The sequence below is a fragment of the Paenibacillus sp. J22P15 genome, from assembly GCF_056269345.1.
Window position 1 is genome coordinate 38,216 of sequence record NZ_JBWDNT010000020.1, and the last position, 17,997, is coordinate 56,212.

General features: G+C 43.5%; 15 protein-coding genes. 11 read left to right on the forward strand and 4 right to left on the reverse strand.

Annotation, left to right across the window (positions count from 1 at the left end):
* The first annotated feature begins 5 nt into the window (after nucleotides 1-5).
* From AC0YN6_RS25525 to AC0YN6_RS25535, 3 genes are all read left to right on the forward strand, one after another.
* On the forward strand, nucleotides 6-1,643 hold the full coding sequence (locus tag AC0YN6_RS25525; RefSeq protein WP_475750431.1) for a hypothetical protein: 1,638 nt from the start codon (nucleotides 6-8) through the stop codon (nucleotides 1,641-1,643).
* A gap of 198 nt (nucleotides 1,644-1,841) precedes the next feature.
* Nucleotides 1,842-2,594 (forward strand): type I methionyl aminopeptidase, encoded by a 753-nt coding sequence (gene map / locus AC0YN6_RS25530; protein WP_475750433.1) that lies wholly within the window; start codon nucleotides 1,842-1,844, stop codon nucleotides 2,592-2,594.
* 163 nt (nucleotides 2,595-2,757) lie between these two features.
* Nucleotides 2,758-3,618 carry a pentapeptide repeat-containing protein gene (locus AC0YN6_RS25535; RefSeq protein WP_475750434.1) on the forward strand — a complete coding sequence of 287 codons (861 nt, stop codon included), beginning with the start codon at nucleotides 2,758-2,760 and terminating at the stop codon, nucleotides 3,616-3,618.
* A 9-nt stretch (nucleotides 3,619-3,627) separates the two neighbouring features.
* On the opposite strand, the gene AC0YN6_RS25540 is transcribed toward AC0YN6_RS25535, so the two are convergent.
* Together AC0YN6_RS25540 and AC0YN6_RS25545 are read right to left on the reverse strand one after the other, a co-directional pair.
* Complete coding sequence (locus AC0YN6_RS25540) at nucleotides 3,628-4,389, reverse strand: class I SAM-dependent methyltransferase (RefSeq protein WP_475750436.1); 762 nt, start codon at nucleotides 4,387-4,389, stop codon at nucleotides 3,628-3,630.
* A 76-nt stretch (nucleotides 4,390-4,465) separates the two neighbouring features.
* Nucleotides 4,466-6,709 (reverse strand): AraC family transcriptional regulator, encoded by a 2,244-nt coding sequence (locus AC0YN6_RS25545; RefSeq protein WP_475750437.1) that lies wholly within the window; start codon nucleotides 6,707-6,709, stop codon nucleotides 4,466-4,468.
* Between the two features lie 421 nt (nucleotides 6,710-7,130).
* Between AC0YN6_RS25545 and AC0YN6_RS25550 the strand changes: the two genes are divergently transcribed.
* From AC0YN6_RS25550 to AC0YN6_RS25565, 4 genes are all read left to right on the forward strand, one after another.
* Entirely contained in the window at nucleotides 7,131-7,370 is a 240-nt protein-coding gene (locus tag AC0YN6_RS25550) for a Beta-galactosidase C-terminal domain (protein WP_475750439.1), read from the forward strand.
* 257 nt (nucleotides 7,371-7,627) lie between these two features.
* A complete protein-coding gene (locus AC0YN6_RS25555; RefSeq protein WP_475750441.1) occupies nucleotides 7,628-8,551 on the forward strand; it encodes an ABC transporter permease in 924 nt (307 codons plus the stop codon).
* 43 nt (nucleotides 8,552-8,594) lie between these two features.
* On the forward strand, nucleotides 8,595-9,488 hold the full coding sequence (locus AC0YN6_RS25560; RefSeq protein WP_475750443.1) for a carbohydrate ABC transporter permease: 894 nt from the start codon (nucleotides 8,595-8,597) through the stop codon (nucleotides 9,486-9,488).
* 63 nt (nucleotides 9,489-9,551) lie between these two features.
* The gene (locus AC0YN6_RS25565) at nucleotides 9,552-11,144 is read left to right on the forward strand and encodes an extracellular solute-binding protein (RefSeq protein WP_475750514.1); all 1,593 of its coding nucleotides are present in this window, start codon (nucleotides 9,552-9,554) and stop codon (nucleotides 11,142-11,144) included.
* A gap of 154 nt (nucleotides 11,145-11,298) precedes the next feature.
* Here the strand turns inward: AC0YN6_RS25565 and deoD are convergent, their stop codons facing one another.
* Nucleotides 11,299-12,003 (reverse strand): purine-nucleoside phosphorylase, encoded by a 705-nt coding sequence (gene deoD, locus AC0YN6_RS25570; protein ID WP_475750445.1) that lies wholly within the window; start codon nucleotides 12,001-12,003, stop codon nucleotides 11,299-11,301.
* A 185-nt stretch (nucleotides 12,004-12,188) separates the two neighbouring features.
* Nucleotides 12,189-12,905 (reverse strand): Crp/Fnr family transcriptional regulator, encoded by a 717-nt coding sequence (locus AC0YN6_RS25575; RefSeq protein ID WP_475750447.1) that lies wholly within the window; start codon nucleotides 12,903-12,905, stop codon nucleotides 12,189-12,191.
* Between the two features lie 142 nt (nucleotides 12,906-13,047).
* Here AC0YN6_RS25575 and deoB point away from each other — a divergent pair, with 142 nt between their 5' ends.
* The 4 genes from deoB (at nucleotide 13,048) to AC0YN6_RS25595 (ending at nucleotide 17,994) form a co-directional block, all read left to right on the forward strand.
* Complete coding sequence (gene deoB, locus AC0YN6_RS25580) at nucleotides 13,048-14,271, forward strand: phosphopentomutase (RefSeq protein WP_475750449.1); 1,224 nt, start codon at nucleotides 13,048-13,050, stop codon at nucleotides 14,269-14,271.
* Nucleotides 14,268-15,320, forward strand: a complete 1,053-nt coding sequence (locus AC0YN6_RS25585; RefSeq protein WP_475750451.1) for a BMP family lipoprotein — start codon at nucleotides 14,268-14,270, stop codon at nucleotides 15,318-15,320. The genes deoB and AC0YN6_RS25585 overlap by 4 nt, the downstream gene beginning before the upstream one ends.
* A gap of 68 nt (nucleotides 15,321-15,388) precedes the next feature.
* A complete protein-coding gene (locus AC0YN6_RS25590) occupies nucleotides 15,389-16,927 on the forward strand; it encodes an ABC transporter ATP-binding protein (RefSeq protein WP_475750453.1) in 1,539 nt (512 codons plus the stop codon).
* Nucleotides 16,924-17,994, forward strand: coding sequence for an ABC transporter permease (locus AC0YN6_RS25595; RefSeq protein WP_475750455.1), 1,071 nt, complete (start codon nucleotides 16,924-16,926; stop codon nucleotides 17,992-17,994). The genes AC0YN6_RS25590 and AC0YN6_RS25595 overlap by 4 nt, the downstream gene beginning before the upstream one ends.
* Nucleotides 17,995-17,997: the final 3 nt, after the last annotated feature.

A 17,997-nucleotide genomic window follows, 5' to 3' on the forward strand; every position in this document is an offset into this window, starting at 1 on the left:
ACACTATGATTCGAAAAGTGGAACATATGCCTAACTTACCGACCCCCTTCCATATGAGAGATTGGAAGCAGGTAGCAGCTGATTATGACGAGCTAATCTTTAATTTTGAAGCTAAAGGTGATTTTTTTCCGCTCATTTGGTGGGACCAAACAGGTAAAAACACGGGAAGGGCTGCTTTTGCCCTCCCATCCTATATTGGAGCCCCCAGGGATGCTTCTAATCATGAAGCGATAAATTGCGTGACTGCTGTGCTGGGGGCAACGATAGCCGGTATTGATAAGAGCGACCAAAATGGACATAACTGGGTAGAGATGTGTGAATGCTATTACAATACGGATAACGGCGAGAATTTGGTCTTGAATCGTACGGATGCGAATACGGGAAGCAGCTTCTGGTATGAGGTTTATCCCCATGTTCTAATCTATTCGCTTACGCATTTTTATCCTAGAGTAGGTAAGCTGGAGCAAATCATGCAGCAAACGGCTGATAAATGGTACGAAGCTTGTTATGAATTAGGTGGTAAAGATGGAGCAGCTGATTTCAATCATCTATCGTATAATTTCAAGCTTAAGAAACCTGTCGATAATGGCAAGTGGAAGGAGCCGGAGGCGGCAGCAGGCATTGCATGGATGGAGTACATGGCCTATGTCAAATGGGGAAATCCTCGTCACCTGGAAGCGGCAGAATGGTGCATGGATTTTTTGCAGCGGTCAACAGATAACCCGTTTTATGAGATTCTTCTGCCGTATGGTGCTTATACTGCAGCTCGGATGAACGCAGAGCTGGGGTATAATTACGACGTTGCAAAAATGCTGAACTGGTGCTTCGACGGTGATAGCGCATGCCGTAACGGCTGGGGCGTTATTGCGGAGAGATGGGGAGAGTACGACGCTCATGGTCTCTGCGGAAGCTTGACGGACTTCGGACAGCGCTGGGACCAGATGCAGGACAATGCAACGAATGAATATCATGAGGACTCAAGCGGATACGCATTTGCAGCCAATACTTTTTCTCTTGCGGCATCCTTGATTCCTCTTGTACGGTACGATGCAAGGTTTGCCCGCGATATTGGGAAATGGATGCTGAATGCGGCCAATAATGCCAGATTGTTTTATCCAGATGCTTTGCCGGCAATTCAACAATCCTGCCATTTCTTCCGAAGTGATCCGAAGCACGTTATTGCCTATGAAGGGTTGCGAAAAAAATGGGATCACCAAAGTCCCTATGCGACAGGAGACGCTATTCGTTACAGCTGGGGATCTATCGATCTCGGTCTCTATGGCTCCTCCCATGTCGGTATGTTCGGTGGAACAATCTCCTGTACGAATGTTCCCGCAATCCTGCGTTTGGACTGTTTACGAACGGATTATTTCAGAAGTGACGCCTTTCCAACATACCTATACTATAACCCTTATGAAGAAGAGAAACGTGTGAGTGTGGAGCTTGGAGAGGAGGCATGTGATATCTATGATGCGATAACACATACTTACATCTGTGAAAATATTAATGGAGGAACGATGATCACCATACCGGCGGATACTGCGGTTCTAATTGTTATTTTGCCTGCGGACGGTATTAAAAGCATAGATGGGACGAAGCTGCTTGTGAATGATACGATCATTGATTACCATCTCGATTATTAGAAGGAAATATAAACTTAATATGAAGTGCGGTCATAATTTTGTCATATATATGGGCATGTGTCTCCCTTTTCCCGAATAAGTTATACATAGACAAATCTACTCGTTATCATAGAGGTGGATTTTACTTATGTAAAATCTAGGTCAATGCTTTCGAAGTTGATTTTACTTACGTAAAACCTTGAGGAGGTTAGGACACACATGGCAGTGGATTTGAAAACGAAGGAACATATTCGAGGTATTCGTAAAGCTGGTCGTATTGTCGCTGCCTGTCATCAAGCGCTCTCCAAACGGATAGCGCCGGGCGTTACAACACAAGAAATTGATCGGTTCGTTGAACGATTCATGCTGGATCGAGGGGCGACGCCGGCACAGAAAGGCTATAAGGGATATCCATTCGCTACGTGTGCCTCTGTTAACGAGGTTGTTTGCCATGGCTTCCCAGACTCAGAACCGCTTGAAGCTGGTGATATAGTTACTATTGATATGGTAGCTGATTTGGACGGATGGAAAGCTGATTCTGCATGGACATACGCGATTGGCAAGACGAATTCGGCTACCGAAAAGCTGCTCGTTGCAGCAGAACAATCGTTGAACGACGGAATAAAGCAAGCTGTACTTGGCAATCGTTTAGGGGACATCGGTTACGCGGTACAAAGGAGAGCGGAGAGATCTGGCTTTGAGGTAGTCACGGCTTTCGTAGGGCATGGTATTGGCAAATGCATGCATGAATTTCCAGAGGTTATGCATAATGGGTTGCCTGGTCAAGGTGTTGCCCTTGAAGAAGGCATGGTCATAACGATAGAGCCTATACTTACAGCTGGAAGAGCGGATGTATTTATTGCACAGGATGGATGGACAGCGCGCACTAGAGATGGTGCATGGGCAGCACAATTTGAGCATACAGTGGCTATTACGAAGGAAGGTCCGATCGTTTTGACCCGGTGGGATTAATGAGGAAGATATAAACTAAACATGCCCAAAAGCCGAGTGTGTGCAGGATGTCGCTGCTGATGCTCGGCTTTTATTGATATATCATCACGGTATTGACGGAAAAAATATACAGTAATAGTATGTAAGAATAAAGGAACAAGCTATAGCAGAGGGAGAAGTATAAATGGAGAATCACGAATATTTAGAATCAGTTTCTGAGAGGAGCCGAAACAGTCTGCAGTCTGATTGCGAGAACTGCTTCGGCTTGTGCTGCGTGGCGCTGCCATTCTCAGCTTCGATAGACTTTGCAGTAGACAAAAATGCCGGACAAGCGTGCAACAATTTGCAATTGGACTTCCGCTGCGGCGTCCATACTACCCTGAGAGAGCGAGGTTTTCGAGGCTGTACCGTGTATGACTGCTTCGGGGCGGGACAACAGGTTTCTAATGTTACCTTCGGTGGACTCGACTGGAGGAAAAAACCAGATACCGCGAAGCAAATGTTCGAGGTGTTCCCGGTCATGAAACAAATTCATGAGCTGCTTTGGTATTTAAACGAAGCGCTGACATATCAGCCCGCCCGTTCTATTCACAGTGATCTTCGCCTCGCACTCGAAGAGACGGAACGTCTGACTTGTCTTAGTCCTGACGCTCTTATGGAGCTGGATGTGGCAGCGCACCGAGCAAATGTTAATGAGCTGTTGTTGCGGACGAGCGAGCTCGTTCGGGCTGAGGCCAATCGCGAGCAGAAAAAGAAGCAAGATAATAAGAAGGCATTCGGACGAGGAGCAGACCTCATTGGAGCAAGGATGAAGGGTGCTGATCTCAGAGCAGTCAACCTGAGAGGGGCATACCTTATTGCTGCGGATCTCAGAAGCGCAGATCTTAGAATGGCTGATCTCATCGGAGCTGATTTCCGTGACACAGACCTGAGAGGCGCAAATCTCACAGACAGTATTTTTCTTACCCAACCTCAGCTCAACGCCGCGAAGGGAGATACCAATACGAAGCTGCCGCCATCCCTTACCCGTCCAACGCACTGGTGAGTGCACCGTTTATAGGCTGCGAAGTACTTTAGAAGCATTCTCTTTCACTGCTGAAACAATTAAGAACATAGGTCTGCGATTTTCATCTTGCATCATAGGGTTATTCTTGAGCATTTCATCGGAAGGCATAGGTTCTTTGATTGTTTTTAAAACAAACCCAGCTCCAATAAGGTCATTGATATAAGTTGAAATCGTACGATGATATTTAATTACGTTATCTGTGAGAAACGATGTGTCTCGTAATCCCTCTGACTGATATTGATCTACTGGCCAGTGCAGAATGTTTCCCTGATCATCGTAATGCCAATCTTGTACATCGCGAGATGTAAATATAGGATGCTCTACAGAGAAAATAAAATGGCCTCCCGGTTTCAGGCAATCATATATTTTTTGGCAAATGGCTTCGAAGGATTCGATGTAGTGGAAGGCTAATGAACTGATTACGACATCAAATTGTGAAGGTGAGAATTCGATGTCTTCAATCGGCATTTGTAAATAGGATATAGCAGGGTCATCTGTTTGTTCCCGAGCCTTTTGAAGCATTTTCTCAGAGATATCAACACCAATCACAGAACTTGCTTGCTGCTCCCGAGCGTATAAGCAATGCCAGCCGAAGCCGCACCCTAAATCAAGTACGCTTTTATTACTTAAATCTGGTAATAACGATTGGAATACATGCCACTCTCCTGCCGCTTCCAGTCCGTTGATTGAGCGTGCCATTTGCTTATATGCATCAAAGAAAATTGAATTATCATATTTGTTCTGTTTCACTCGTATACACATCCCCAATACTTAAGATTGGTTTCCCATCACAATGCTAACTGATACAAATCAATTTCTCAAGTGACTAACCAGTCTTTGTCTTCCGATAATCAGAAGGGGTTACGCCGAAGCTCTTCTTGAACATCCGGTGGAAGTAGGAGCTGCTCGTATAGCCGCTCTTCACAGCGATATCAACGATCGACAAATCAGTGTTTTCCAGATGCTCCTTAGCTCGTTCCATACGTACATTATTAATGACATCAACTATAGTCGTTAACGTCTGCTGTTTGTATACCCTGCTCAAATAGATGGAAGACATGTCTAGTTCATCGGCTAGCCAGTTCAAGCTGAGATTCGCATTTGCGTATTCCGCATGGATAAGGTCATTAATTTTGCGAATGAGATCCCCTTGCTTCGTCGAGCGTTTCATGGAAAGCTTCATCTGAATGTCATCGAACAAGGAGAAGAACACTTCATTAAGCTCGTTAATTGTTTCAAAATGATCCGGCGTCGGGATTTGAATGCTGAGGCTTGCCTCGACGTCCAAACTGTTGTTTTTCTGAATCGTAAACAATATATTGTTTACCGTCATCGTCAGATGCGAGATCGCCAGCTGAACCACATGGATGGGATACTCGGCTGTTTCCTGGACGATTTCTGCGAATAGCTTCTTCGCCTCCTCTGTCTTGGAGGTCATTAAGGCATCGGTTAGCTTTCGCTCCTTGTCAGCCGGGAAGATATACTCCTTCGATTTCAGGGATATGATGTCCTCGGCATTAATTAACGACTTATGCCCATAAAATAACCGATGCTGCGCTGCTTCTTTCACCAGTCTGTAATGAGTTGAGAGCTGCGCTGCTTGCATCGCTTCAGGACTGTAGGTGATAGAGAGACCAATCTTCAAATAATCTAATGAGGATTGCTGGATCTTCATGAGCATAGTCCTCAGTTGTTCATCATCAGACTCACCCGAGTCACCTTGGCGGCCAAGAAGCATGATGACATAATCGGCATCCATATCGACAGTTTCCACGCGATAATCGCTAACGCCGATCTCGGAGCTAATATTCATAATGGCGAATTTGTAGACATGAAGATCATCGCCGCGCGTTTCCTTCAAGGCAGCAAGCTCGTCAATTTTTAATAGGACAACACGATAGCGTGAATGAAAGTCAAAGGTAATTCCGACTTGCGACAGCTTTTGGAGCTGTGCGTTCGTTTGCAGTGATTGCGAGCCTTGGATCAGACTGCGTAGCATATTTTGCCTAATCGTATAGGAGCTATTGCGTTTCTCTGTTTCAAGTATGCTCATTTTGTTCATGATCTGACGGATAGGTCGATAGAGCATGCGAGAAAGCAGCCAAGAGATAAATAGGCCAATGACCAAAATAACGACAGCAATTAAAATTGTAGTGTTGCGAATGGAATAGATCGCTTTGGTTACTTGTTTGTATGGTGTAACACGTACATACTGCCAGTCCAATGAATCCGGAGAGGTATAAGAGATGAGAGATTTCTTTCCCTCGAAGTCGGCTACAACATAACCGGATTCTTTGTTTCTAATATTTTTGCTGATGAAGGAGCTATCCGCTTCGTTTAATGATTTGGATAAAAGTGAGTCACCTGACAGCAGACGATCCTGATTGTCTAGAATATAGGATTTACCTTCGCTGTCGCTCTTATTGATGCCGATGTCTTTGTTAATCCAAGCGGAAGAAATGTTAATGATAACGGCAGAATTAATCGTTTGTGTTTTGCCGATGGCATCATAACCTAAATAGGTATAAGCCTTCGTAAGCTGCTCTCCAGCCAGAGTAGTAGTTGGGTAGGTTCTCGGAATAGGAGTGAACGGTTTATACTGCTGAAAGTTTTCGAGAATATCGAGTATCCCCTTATCTGCAAGCTGCTCTTTGCTGAACGTCCCCCCTTCTCCATGACGGCTCGCTGTGTAGAATAGACCGTTAGCCGAATTGTACACATAGATGGATTCAATGAAAGGCATAGAGCTCAAGTAGTTGTTCAGCTCGTTCATGGCTGCCGTCTCATCATAAATGTTGGGCTCGTTGTAGAACATGAGCTTAGAAATAGTGAAGGTTCGATAGATTTGGAAAGAGAGTGACTGTGCGCTCTCAGTCATGCTAATTACTTCTTTGCTTGTTTGGGTTAGATTACTGACATCGGATTGGTAAGCTTTCTTCAAATCAATCTGCATATAAGTGAAGAAGTAGAACAAGGAAGATACTAATAAAGTAAGTACGATGCATAAGGTGATCGTGAACAGAAGCTTACTGTATAATTTCCCGTTGTTTTTCAATTGAACGGCTGGCATTCAAGCTCCCCCTTTATGTATATAAAGCGTTATAGACTTGTGTGGATAATACCGGTAGAGTAAGCGCTTCCTAATGTGATTTGTAAATCACTCATCGAGCAGGCAATTAGTTAGAATATTTCACTAGATCACTGCTTGATACAATGAACATTATAATATTCACCCATCGTTTGGTGCAATGAACCAAATAAATGAAGGTGAATGAACCTGATTTAACGCAGTGAACAATACAAACCAGAGTGAACTTATTGGCGAAACGCTCCAATTAAGATGACAAGAAGGTCCCGTATCCGTTAGAATGTCACGGAATTCGATGCTAAGGGCAGAAGGGACCGTGAAGAAATGATAAATACGAAGCTAAAGCAGATCTGGTACGGGGGAGACTATAATCCCGATCAATGGCCGGAAGAAATATGGCAACTTGATTCAAACGTTGTGTGAAAAACATCAGATCGCGGCTCCATTCGAAGCAGCAACAGGTGTTGAACTCGCTCAGAGAGTTAAGGATGGTCAAGTGTATACTTTCGTTTTGAATCATAATAGCCACCAATCGACAATTTCACTCGGAAATGAGAGCTATATCGACCTGTTAACGAGCCGCAAGGTGAGCGAGACGGTAGAAATAGAACCGCATGGCGTCATGATTTTGCAAAAACCATAATTCATTATCTTAAAAACCACGACTTCGTTCGTCTCGAAAAAGCAGTTCGAGCAGACGATATCGTGGTTTTTTTGATGCCTAATGCTAGTGAAACCGCTAATTTATACATAAAAGTTTAAATCGTTCACTGTTCATTACGCTAATTCGTTCACTAACTTTGCTTTCTTACTCTTTCTTCCAAACGGGGCGAGCCGTACAGTGAGAACAGCAGACAACACAAAACAGAAAAGAACGCTTTGAGAGGAGACATCATCTGCATGTTGAAAAAAAATGGAGTGCTTAAGGAGCTTGTAACGAATCGTATACTCTTCCTTATGTTATTGCCGGCGCTTATCTTTTTCGTTATTAACTCGTATGTACCTATGGTAGGTATCTACTATGCATTCACAAGGTTCGACTTCAACACAAGCTTGTTCAACAGCCAATTTGTTGGGCTCGACAACTTCAAGTTTTTATGGAAATCGGGGGTTCTCGCAAGACTTACCTTAAATACGGTCGGCTATAACATCGTATTTATTCTACTCGGAAACGTGCTCGCCATTGCGCTGGCCATTCTTCTAAGTGAGCTGCGCTTGCATTGGTTTAAGAAGCTGACGCAATCGATCATGTTTCTTCCATACTTTGTTTCCTTCGTTATTCTTAGTGTCATCGTATACAACGTGTTCAACTACGAAAGTGGATTTCTGAACTCGACGTTGAAGTCACTCGGATACGATGCAGTGGACGTATACAATACACCTTGGGTGTGGGTATTCCTTATTATCATCTTCTACCTGTGGAAAAATATCGGTTACAGCATGGTCATCTATCTGGCATCGATTACAGGGATCAGCGAGGAATATTATGAGGCTGCCAAAATTGACGGCGCGAACATCTTCCAGCGTATCTGGTACATTACTGTTCCTATGCTGAAGACAACATTTGTTATGCTCCTGCTGTTCGCACTAGGTACGATCATGAAAGGTCAGTTCGACTTGTTCTACCAACTGATCGGCAATAACGGTGTACTTTACAATACGACAGATATTCTCGATACGTATGTGTATCGTTCCCTGAAGGTGACGTTTGATATCGGAATGTCGACAGCAGCAGGTCTTTACCAATCGCTATTCGGCTTCGTTCTCATCATGACCGTCAACTACATCATCAAGAAAATCAATGACGAATACGCGTTGTTCTAAACGAACCGCAGCAACCGATATCAGCTAACTGTAGGAGGTACCCATGAAAATCAAAGACGACAATTATATGAAGTGGTTTAGACTTATTGCTTTTGTAGTCATACTCATTTCAACCGTAGCATGCTTGTTTCCTTTCCTGCTCATCATCTCGGCTTCTTTCACGCAAAATGAGGCGATTATACGAGATGGCTACAATCTGATTCCGACTGTGTTCTCATTAGAGGGATATGCAACGGTGTTCCGCTTTCCGAAGCAGGTATTGACGGCTTATGGCGTGACGGCTTTCACAACGGTTATCGGAACGACACTTGGCCTGTTCCTAATGACGATGGCTGGTTATGTCTTGCAGCGTAAGGATTTCAAATACCGCAACTTCTTCGCCTTCATGATTTATTTCACAACATTGTTTGGCGGCGGACTTGTACCTTGGTACATCTTAATGACTAAATACTTGAAGCTGACGGACAAGCTTGAGGTATTGATTTTGCCGGGCCTTATGACGCCCTTCCTTATTATATTGATGAAAAACTTTATCCGCTCCGCAGTACCGGATGAGGTTATCGAATCCGCTAAGATTGACGGCGCGAACGACTTCACGATCTATAGCCGCATTGTGCTTCAGCTGTCGATGCCGGGTATCGCAACCGTTGGATTGTTCCTGGCGCTTCATTATTGGAATGACTGGTTCACTTCCTCGTTGTTTATTAACGACACGTCCAAGTACCAGCTGCAATATTACTTGTACAACGTCATTAATGCGATGAGCTTTGTCGCACAAATGGGCTCAGGAACTGGCGTCTCGCTTGGCTCTGACATGCCAACCGAATCGACGAAGATGGCGATGTCCATTATCGTAACGGGTCCGATCCTATTCCTATATCCGTTCGTTCAGCGTTATTTTGTAAAAGGATTGACGATCGGCGCTGTAAAAGGTTAGAACTAGACATGGGATTAATAGTCCGCGTTTAGCTAACATAGATAAGAACTTATTAAAGGGAGGATTCACATGATTAAGAAAACAGCAAAAGCAGTTTCAATGTTTCTATCGATCATCATACTTACTACAGTATTAGCAGCTTGCGGATCGAACAACAATGGAAATAGCGGCGGCAATGCTGCAAATGCTCCGACAGACAAAGAAGGCACGACAAACGAAGGCGGAGAAAAAACAGCACTCGACACTTCGAAAAAAGTGGAATTGCAATTTTATATGCTAGGTGATGCTCCTAAAGATATCGCTTCGATTCAAGAGCAAGTTAACCAAATGGCATTGGAAGATTTGAATGCTACAGTTAAATTCAACTACACTTCATGGACAGATTGGGATCAAAAGTACAAGCTTCTGTTAGGTTCAGGTCAACAGGTTGACTTGATCTTCACAGCTGATTGGACGCAATACCAATCGTATGCGAAGAAAGGCGCATTCCAAGCGCTTGATGAAATTCTTCCTGCGGCAGCGCCTACGCTTAATTCTTATGTACCTGCTGATATGTGGGAAGCTGTAAAAATCGACGGTAAAATTTACACGGTGCCGGCTACTTACAAAGAGTATGTAACAGACGGCTTTGTATGGCGCGAAGATCTTCGCGAGAAATACAATCTGCCTACGCCTGTGGATATCCCGACATTCGAGCAGTATCTAGATGGCATCAAGAAAAACGAACCAACGGTTACACCGCTTTCGATGAACTCTGATGTGAAAACAAACCTTATGGACCGCTTCACAGGTATTTCACACTCTCCTGTCGGCGCGCTTCCTTACGGTATCGGCATCAAATATGCAACGCCTAACGAGGTTTACTCCTACTGGGGTTCTGACGAGCAAAAAGAAGATTTGACTGTATTGAAGCGTTGGCAGGATAACGGCTACATGGTGAAAAACGTGTTGGCTGTTAAAGATACTTTGCAGGATCAAATTACAAGCGGTAAAGCAGCAGCTGTTCTTGGCGATAACCCAACTCGTTTCAATGACATGGTTATCAAAATTCAAGCGACTCACCCGGATTGGAAGCTTGGCTACCACCCATTCCCGAAAACAAACGGTATTGCAACACCAGTTCACGCGATCCACAACGGCTTCGCTATTCCAGCTAGCAGTAAAAACGCAGAACGCGCGCTTGCTTTCTACGAGAAGCTAGTTACAGACAAACGTTATAACATGCTTACGCAATACGGCGTTGAAGGCAAAAACTATGAAGTAAAAAACGGCTACTACTCCATGATCGGCGATTCAAACTCCAACGGCTTCCCTCGTGAGGGCATGAACGGTTGGGCTTGGAGAAACCCGGAGTACATGCTGTTCGACAAAAACTATGACGGCGTAAAAGCGATCTTCGACGAGCTTGATAAAATCCAAGTGCCTGATAAATTTACTGGCTTCGCTGAAGATTACACAGCATACCAAGCAGAGCGAGCGGCGCTTGAGCAAGTGGAGAAGCAATACCTGTTCCCGCTTAATGCTGGACTTGTGAAAAGTGTAGACGATGGCTTGAACACATTTATGGAAAAAGCGAAACAAGCTGGACTTGAGAAAATTCAAGCAGAATACACGAAACAATGGCAAGCTTACGTAACGGAGCAAGGAATTAAATAAGTCAGTTTATGAAGACAGGTCATTCCTCTTAGGAGGTTGATCTGTTTTTTTTATTTTGAGCAAGAGCTCGATTCCGAATGGGAATCGAGCTCTTTTTTTAATTAAATGCATAGGTTATTGAGTTGTGAAAGGTTTCTGAGAATAAGTATGAGAGCTATTTAGCCACAGTTTCTAGCGCGACTTCGATCATGTCGTTGAAGGTGGTTTGTCTCTCTTGTGCAGTTGTTTGCTCTCCAGTAAGAATATGATCACTTACCGTTAGGAGGCTAAGGCCTTTTACGCCGAATTTGACTGTTAAATAATAAAGTGCGGCTGTTTCCATTTCTACTGCGAGCACACCATGCCGACCTAGCTTTATAACGGCATCTTTGTCTTCTGTGTAGAAAACATCAGAAGAAAGAACGTTTCCTACGCGAAGGTTAAGGCCTTTGCCTTCTCCAATTTCATAAGCGGACTTAATTAAATCAAAGCTTCCAATCTGAGGGAAGTCAAATCCAGGGAATTGGTTGCGAATGATAGCCGAATCGGTAGCCGCTGCTTGCGCAATAAGAACATCGCGGAGATTAACATCATTTTGAATACCGCCGCATGTTCCGATACGAACGAGATTTTTTGCACCATAATCGTTGATCAATTCATGAATATATATGGACGCAGAAGGCATACCCATTCCTGTACCTTGAATCGATACTCGGTTGCCCTTATATGTGCCTGTAAAGCCTAACATGCCACGTACATTGTTGTAACAAACGACATTTTCGAGGAAGGTCTCCGCAATATACTTTGCACGCAGCGGATCTCCAGGTAATAAGACGGACTCTGCAATTTCGCCAATCTTTGCTTCAATATGAAAACTCATGTGAATTCCCTCCAATGTTTCTTATCGTATATCACAAAAAAGAATGCACGAGAATCATAGCACGGTTCAAATCCACATGATGTTAAAGGGATTACTTTACTTTTGTGAACTGGTTCACAGAATAACTGTTAGCACAGTAACGGAAATAAAGCGCTGTCATTTGTAATATAAGGTGCACGGCATCGTTAAAGGGTATGCCACTTGCGCAGTCTAGGCAGCTCTTCCGTTTCATTACAGATCGATTCTAACATTTCCTTATCAAGGAGGTATAAATACTTATCACGAATGTCGATCAGTCCTTCGGCTTGAAAATCACCGAGCGTTTTGGATATGGATTCTCGTGTGACTCCGAGCATGTTGGCGAACAAGGATTGATTAATTTTAAAGTCAATTTTGTATGCGTTATCATTTGCGACTCCAAAGTTGTAATAGAGATCCAGAATGAGATTAACTACTTTTCCACGTACGTCATGGAAGGTCAAATAACGAATCATACGATTGAGCATTCGAGTTCGCTCTACAAGTATTTTATAAGCGTTTCGCAGGATGGAAGGATATTGATCCACTAGCTGTAGGAAATCTCGTTTTGACAACAGCCAAACGTTGACGTCTTCTATGGCTTCTATGGATGAGATCCGATGATTGTCGCTGGACAAGGCTTCTACTTCTCCAACGATATCGCCAGCACTAATAATACTGAGAACGACTTCTTTTCCTTCATACATGCGATAAACCTTGATCATACCTGAGCGAATAAGATAAACCTCGTCACTTTGGTCATTTTCAAACATTAGAACATGATTCTTTTTGAATCTTCGTTCCTTGAGTAATGAGGTTATTTTTGGCAATTCATCTTTAGGAATGTCCGAGAAAATCGAGATGTCTGAGATGTTGTCAATCATAAGTATTTTTCCTTTCGCATTTCAATATTTAAGCAACTCTCAGGTAAGAGATTGCGAAACGGCTAGAAACGTATTGTAGCATGGATCGAATGGAAAATAGCAATGTATTGCCTTAGCTTTTAATGAGAATTGAGGTGTATTTATGAAATTCGAGCGAATAAGCGTGATTGTGCTGGATAGTGTTGGTATTGGTGCTTTACCAGATGCTTCGGACTTCGGAGATGAAGGCAGCCATACATTAGGGCATATTTGCGAACAGGTACCAGACATGAAATTACCAAATCTTACAGCTCTGGGACTAGGTAATATTGCACCGATGGTTGCGATCTCGCAAGTGGATCATCCTCTAGCACGCTATGGCAAGATGGCGGAGGTGTCCGCTAATAAAGATACAATGACGGGTCACTGGGAACTGATGGGGCTCGAGGTAAAGGTACCCTTTCAAGTATATTCCGATGGATTTCCAGCTGAATTGATTGGAAAGTTCGAAGCCATGACAGGTCGTAAGGTGATTGGAAACAAGCCAGCTTCTGGAACTGAGATTTTGGACGAGTACGGAGAAGAGCAGCTCCGAACGGGCGCATGGATTGTTTATACTTCCGGAGACAGCGTATTCCAAATCGCAGCTCATGAGGATGTTATTCCATTAAAGGAGTTGTATTATGCATGTGAAATTGCACGTGAGTTGACTTTGAATGATCCGTATGTAGTTGGTCGAGTCATAGCTAGACCCTACATCGGTGAGCCAGGTGCTTATAAGCGTACACCTAATCGGCATGATTATGCACTCAAACCTTTCGGAGAAACAGTACTTGATCATCTTAAGAATGAAGGTCTCGATGTTATTTCAGTCGGGAAGATCAACGATATTTTCACAGGACAAGGAATTAGTGAATCCTATCCAACAAAGAGCAATTTGGATGGCATTAGGGCGACGATCAAGCTTCTGAATCGGCCGTTTAAAGGATTGTTATTCACAAACTTAGTTGATTTTGATTCTTTATATGGCCATCGTCGCGATCCTAAAGGATACGCTGACTGCTTGGAAGAGTTCGATCACTATGTACCAGAGCTCATGCAGCAAATGGGCGACAACGATTTACTTATCATTACGGCTGATCATGGCAACGACCCAACCGCGCCTGGAACTGATCATACCCGTGAATACGTACCTATTTTGATCTACAGCCCATCGTTAGCAAAGGAAAGCGTTTCTATTGGCATAAGAAACACGTTTGCTGATTTAGCTGCAACGATTGCAGAAAATTTCATGGTAACTAAACCAGCTATCGGAGAAAGCTTCTTGAAATTTTTAGTAAATCAAACCCATTGCGTGGAACAAAACATTAGGGGGAATTCACAATGAAAAGAACATTGAAAGCATTATTGCCTTTAATACTGATTTTTACGCTAGTCATAACAGCATGCGGTCAAAATGGCAGCAAAACCTCTAGCGATACGGGTAACGCAGGGGCTGCAGGTACGAACGATAAACAAGAGCTTAAAAAGCTGAAAGTCGGAATGGTAACTGACCTTGGCAGTGTAAATGATAAATCCTTTAACCAAAGTGCTTGGGAAGCGTTGCAGAAATTAAAGACGGACTTTGGCTTTGAAGTGAAATACTTGGAACCAAAAACAGATGGTGAAGTTGTTCCTAACTTAAACCAATTTGTCAAAGCAAACTATGATTTAACATGGGCAACTGCTTTTACTTTAGCTGATGCTATAACACAGCTATCCAAAGAAAATCCTGATAAGATGTTTGGAATTGTCGATTCTGATATCGTGCTGCCAAATGTAGCAGCTATCTCCTTTAAGGAGCAAGAAGGCGCGTTCCTCGTAGGCGTTATTGCAGGATTAACGACGAAAACGGATAAAATCGGCTTTGTAGGCGGCATGGAAATTCCCGTTATTAAGCGATTTGAAGCTGGCTTCCGTGAAGGAATAAAAGCTGTAAATCCAGATGCGAAATTAATCGTTAACTATACAGGGCTATTCAACCGGGTAGATATGGGGAAATCTGCGGCCTCTACAATCTATAACGATGGTGCAGATATCATATTCCATGCAGCAGGACTAACAGGCAATGGTGTATTTAACGAAGCGAAGGAACGGGGCAGCAAGGGCGGAAAAGTATGGGTAATTGGTGTGGATAAAGATCAATCTTTAACCTTCGGAGATGATGTTACGTTAACTTCGATGATCAAAAAAGTGGATGAGGCTGTTTACCAAGCTTCAAAAAGATTAGCTGAAGGCGATTTCCCGACGGGTAAAGTGACATTAATGGGCCTCAAAGAAAACGGAGTCGATATTGCTCCTAATTCGGATGTTAATGTAGCGCCGGAGGTTCTTGCAAAGGTCGAGGAATATCGCATGAAAATAATCAATGGTGAAATTGTCGTGCCGGAAAAATAATGCGATGTCGTCCCCTCTTCTATCACTGTTAAATAGGGAGGGGACGAATATTTTGGGGAGGGTCCTATATGACTAAGACAGATGTCGTGTTAGAGCTGAAAGGAATAACCAAAAGATTCCCCGGCGTAGTCGCCAACGATTCGATTAGCTTGCAATTAAAGCGTGGAGAAATTCATGCTTTGCTCGGAGAAAACGGATCAGGGAAATCCACTCTAATGAGTATCGTATTCGGATTATATCAGCCAGACGAAGGTGAAATTCATGTGAATGGGAAACATGAGCTGATGGATAGTCCAAACAAGGCGATTGAGCTCGGGATTGGGATGGTGCATCAGCATTTTAAATTGGTAGAGCCCTTTACGGTAACGGAAAATATCATTCTCGGGATGGAACCCAAAAGGGGTATGAAGATTGATATTAAAGGGGCAAGCAAAAAAGTCCAGGAACTTTCTGAACGTTATAAGCTGGATGTTGATCCAATGGCAACCATTGAATCGATCAGTGTAGGGATGCAGCAGCGTGTAGAAATTTTAAAAACACTGTACCGTGGAGCTGATATTCTAATCTTTGATGAGCCGACTGCTGTGTTAACTCCACAAGAAATCACAGAATTACTGGCTATTATGAAGCGTCTTGTGGCTGAGGGCAAATCTATTATTCTCATTACACATAAGCTTAAGGAAATTATGGAAATAGCGGACACTTGCACTATTATTCGGCGCGGGAAGCGGATTGAAAGTGTGGAAGTTGCTAAGACCGATGCGCAGCAATTAGCAGAAAAAATGGTAGGTAAAGAAGTTAATTTTAAGACTGCAAAAAGAGCAGCTAAACCGAAAGAAGCGTTATTAAAAGTAAAAGAATTGGTGGTTCAAGGTACTAATGGCAAGGCCGCGGTTAATAATCTCAGCTTCTCTGTACGTGCGGGTGAGATTGTCGGTATTGCTGGTGTAGACGGCAATGGTCAGTCCGAGCTAATCGAAGCTTTAACGGGTATGCGAAGCATTCGTTCAGGTGAAATTTGGTTACAAGGTAAAAGCATCGCCAATCTTGCACCGCGTACTATTTCTGAAGCGGGAATGTCACATATTCCGCAGGATCGGCATAAACATGGACTCGTTCTGGACTTTTCTGTCAGTGAAAATACAATTTTACAAACGTATTATCAACCAGAAATAAGCAAGCATGGTTTCATTAATAAGAAAACGATGGATGACATGGCAACGCGTTTAGTGAACGAGTTCGATATACGCACACCTGGCATTGATACATCCGTTCGTTCGATGTCAGGAGGAAATCAACAAAAAATCATTATCGCACGCGAAATCGATAAAAATCCGCAGGTCATGATTGCCGCTCAACCTACGCGAGGGCTGGACGTAGGCGCGATTGAATTTGTGCATCAACAATTAATCGCAGAACGTGATCAAGGCAAGGCTGTTTTGCTTATTTCGTTTGAGTTGGATGAAATACTCAATGTAGCAGACCGTATTCTGGTCCTATTCGGCGGACAAATTGTTGGAGAAACAACGCCAGAAACAACAAATGATCAGCAATTAGGAATGATGATGGCAGGTAAGCATGAAGGAGAAGGGAGAAGGCAACCATGAATAAAATAATGAGTATTTTCAAACGTGAATCTGCACTTATCCCGCTTGTTGCCATTGTCATGGGTTTGCTATTAGGCGCAATTATTATGTGGATCGGCGGCTACGATCCAGTGCTGGCCTATAAATCACTAATCGATAAAACATTCGGCAACCGTTACGATTTTGGAGAAGTCTTGCGTACCATTGTTCCACTCATTATGAGCGGCTTGGCCGTAGCGATCGCTTTTCGTTCCGGGATGTTTAATATTGGCGTAGACGGTCAAATTATTATGGGATCTTTGGGTGCCTTAATAGTAGGCACACAGTTTAGTCTGCCACCTCTGCTGCATGCGCTGCTCGCTGTCCTAGTTGGCGCCTTGCTTGGCGGGATGTGGGGAGCGCTTGTGGGTTATATTAAGGCAAAACGTGGTATTAATGAAGTGATTACCAGCATCATGCTTAATTTTATTGCGCTTTATTTGGCGAATTACATTATTCGTACGTTCATTCCGCAAGCAGGTACACAACGATCTGCCTTGATCCATGAATCTGCCAGTATTCAAATTAGCTGGCTCTCTGAGCTGATGGATGGCGCACGTATCCACTGGGGATTTTTGATTGCGATGGTTGCGGTTGTTTTTTATCACATCTATTTAACCAAGACCACATGGGGTTATGAGCTGCGAGCAGTTGGACTTAATTCTGATGCTGCTAAATATGCAGGAATGAAGGTTTCGAATGTTATGGTTCGTACGATGTTTATTTCAGGCGTATTTGGCGGTTTGATTGGTACCTTTGAAGTTTTAGGTGTGTTTAACTATGTGGCGATCAACTCGGTTTCATCTGGTCTCGGTTTTGATGGTATAGCGGTAGCTTTGCTTGGCGGCAATAGTGCACTTGGCGTATTCCTCTCCGCGTCCCTGATTGGGGGCCTTACCTATGGTTCACAAGGCATGAGCTTTGGTGCAGAGGTGCCAGGCGAAATTATTCGGATGATTATTGCGTTTATTATCTTTTTTGTTGCTGCACCAGGCATTGTTAAGTTGCTTTTCCGGACAATTAAACTCAAACCAAAGAAGAAGGTGTGACGG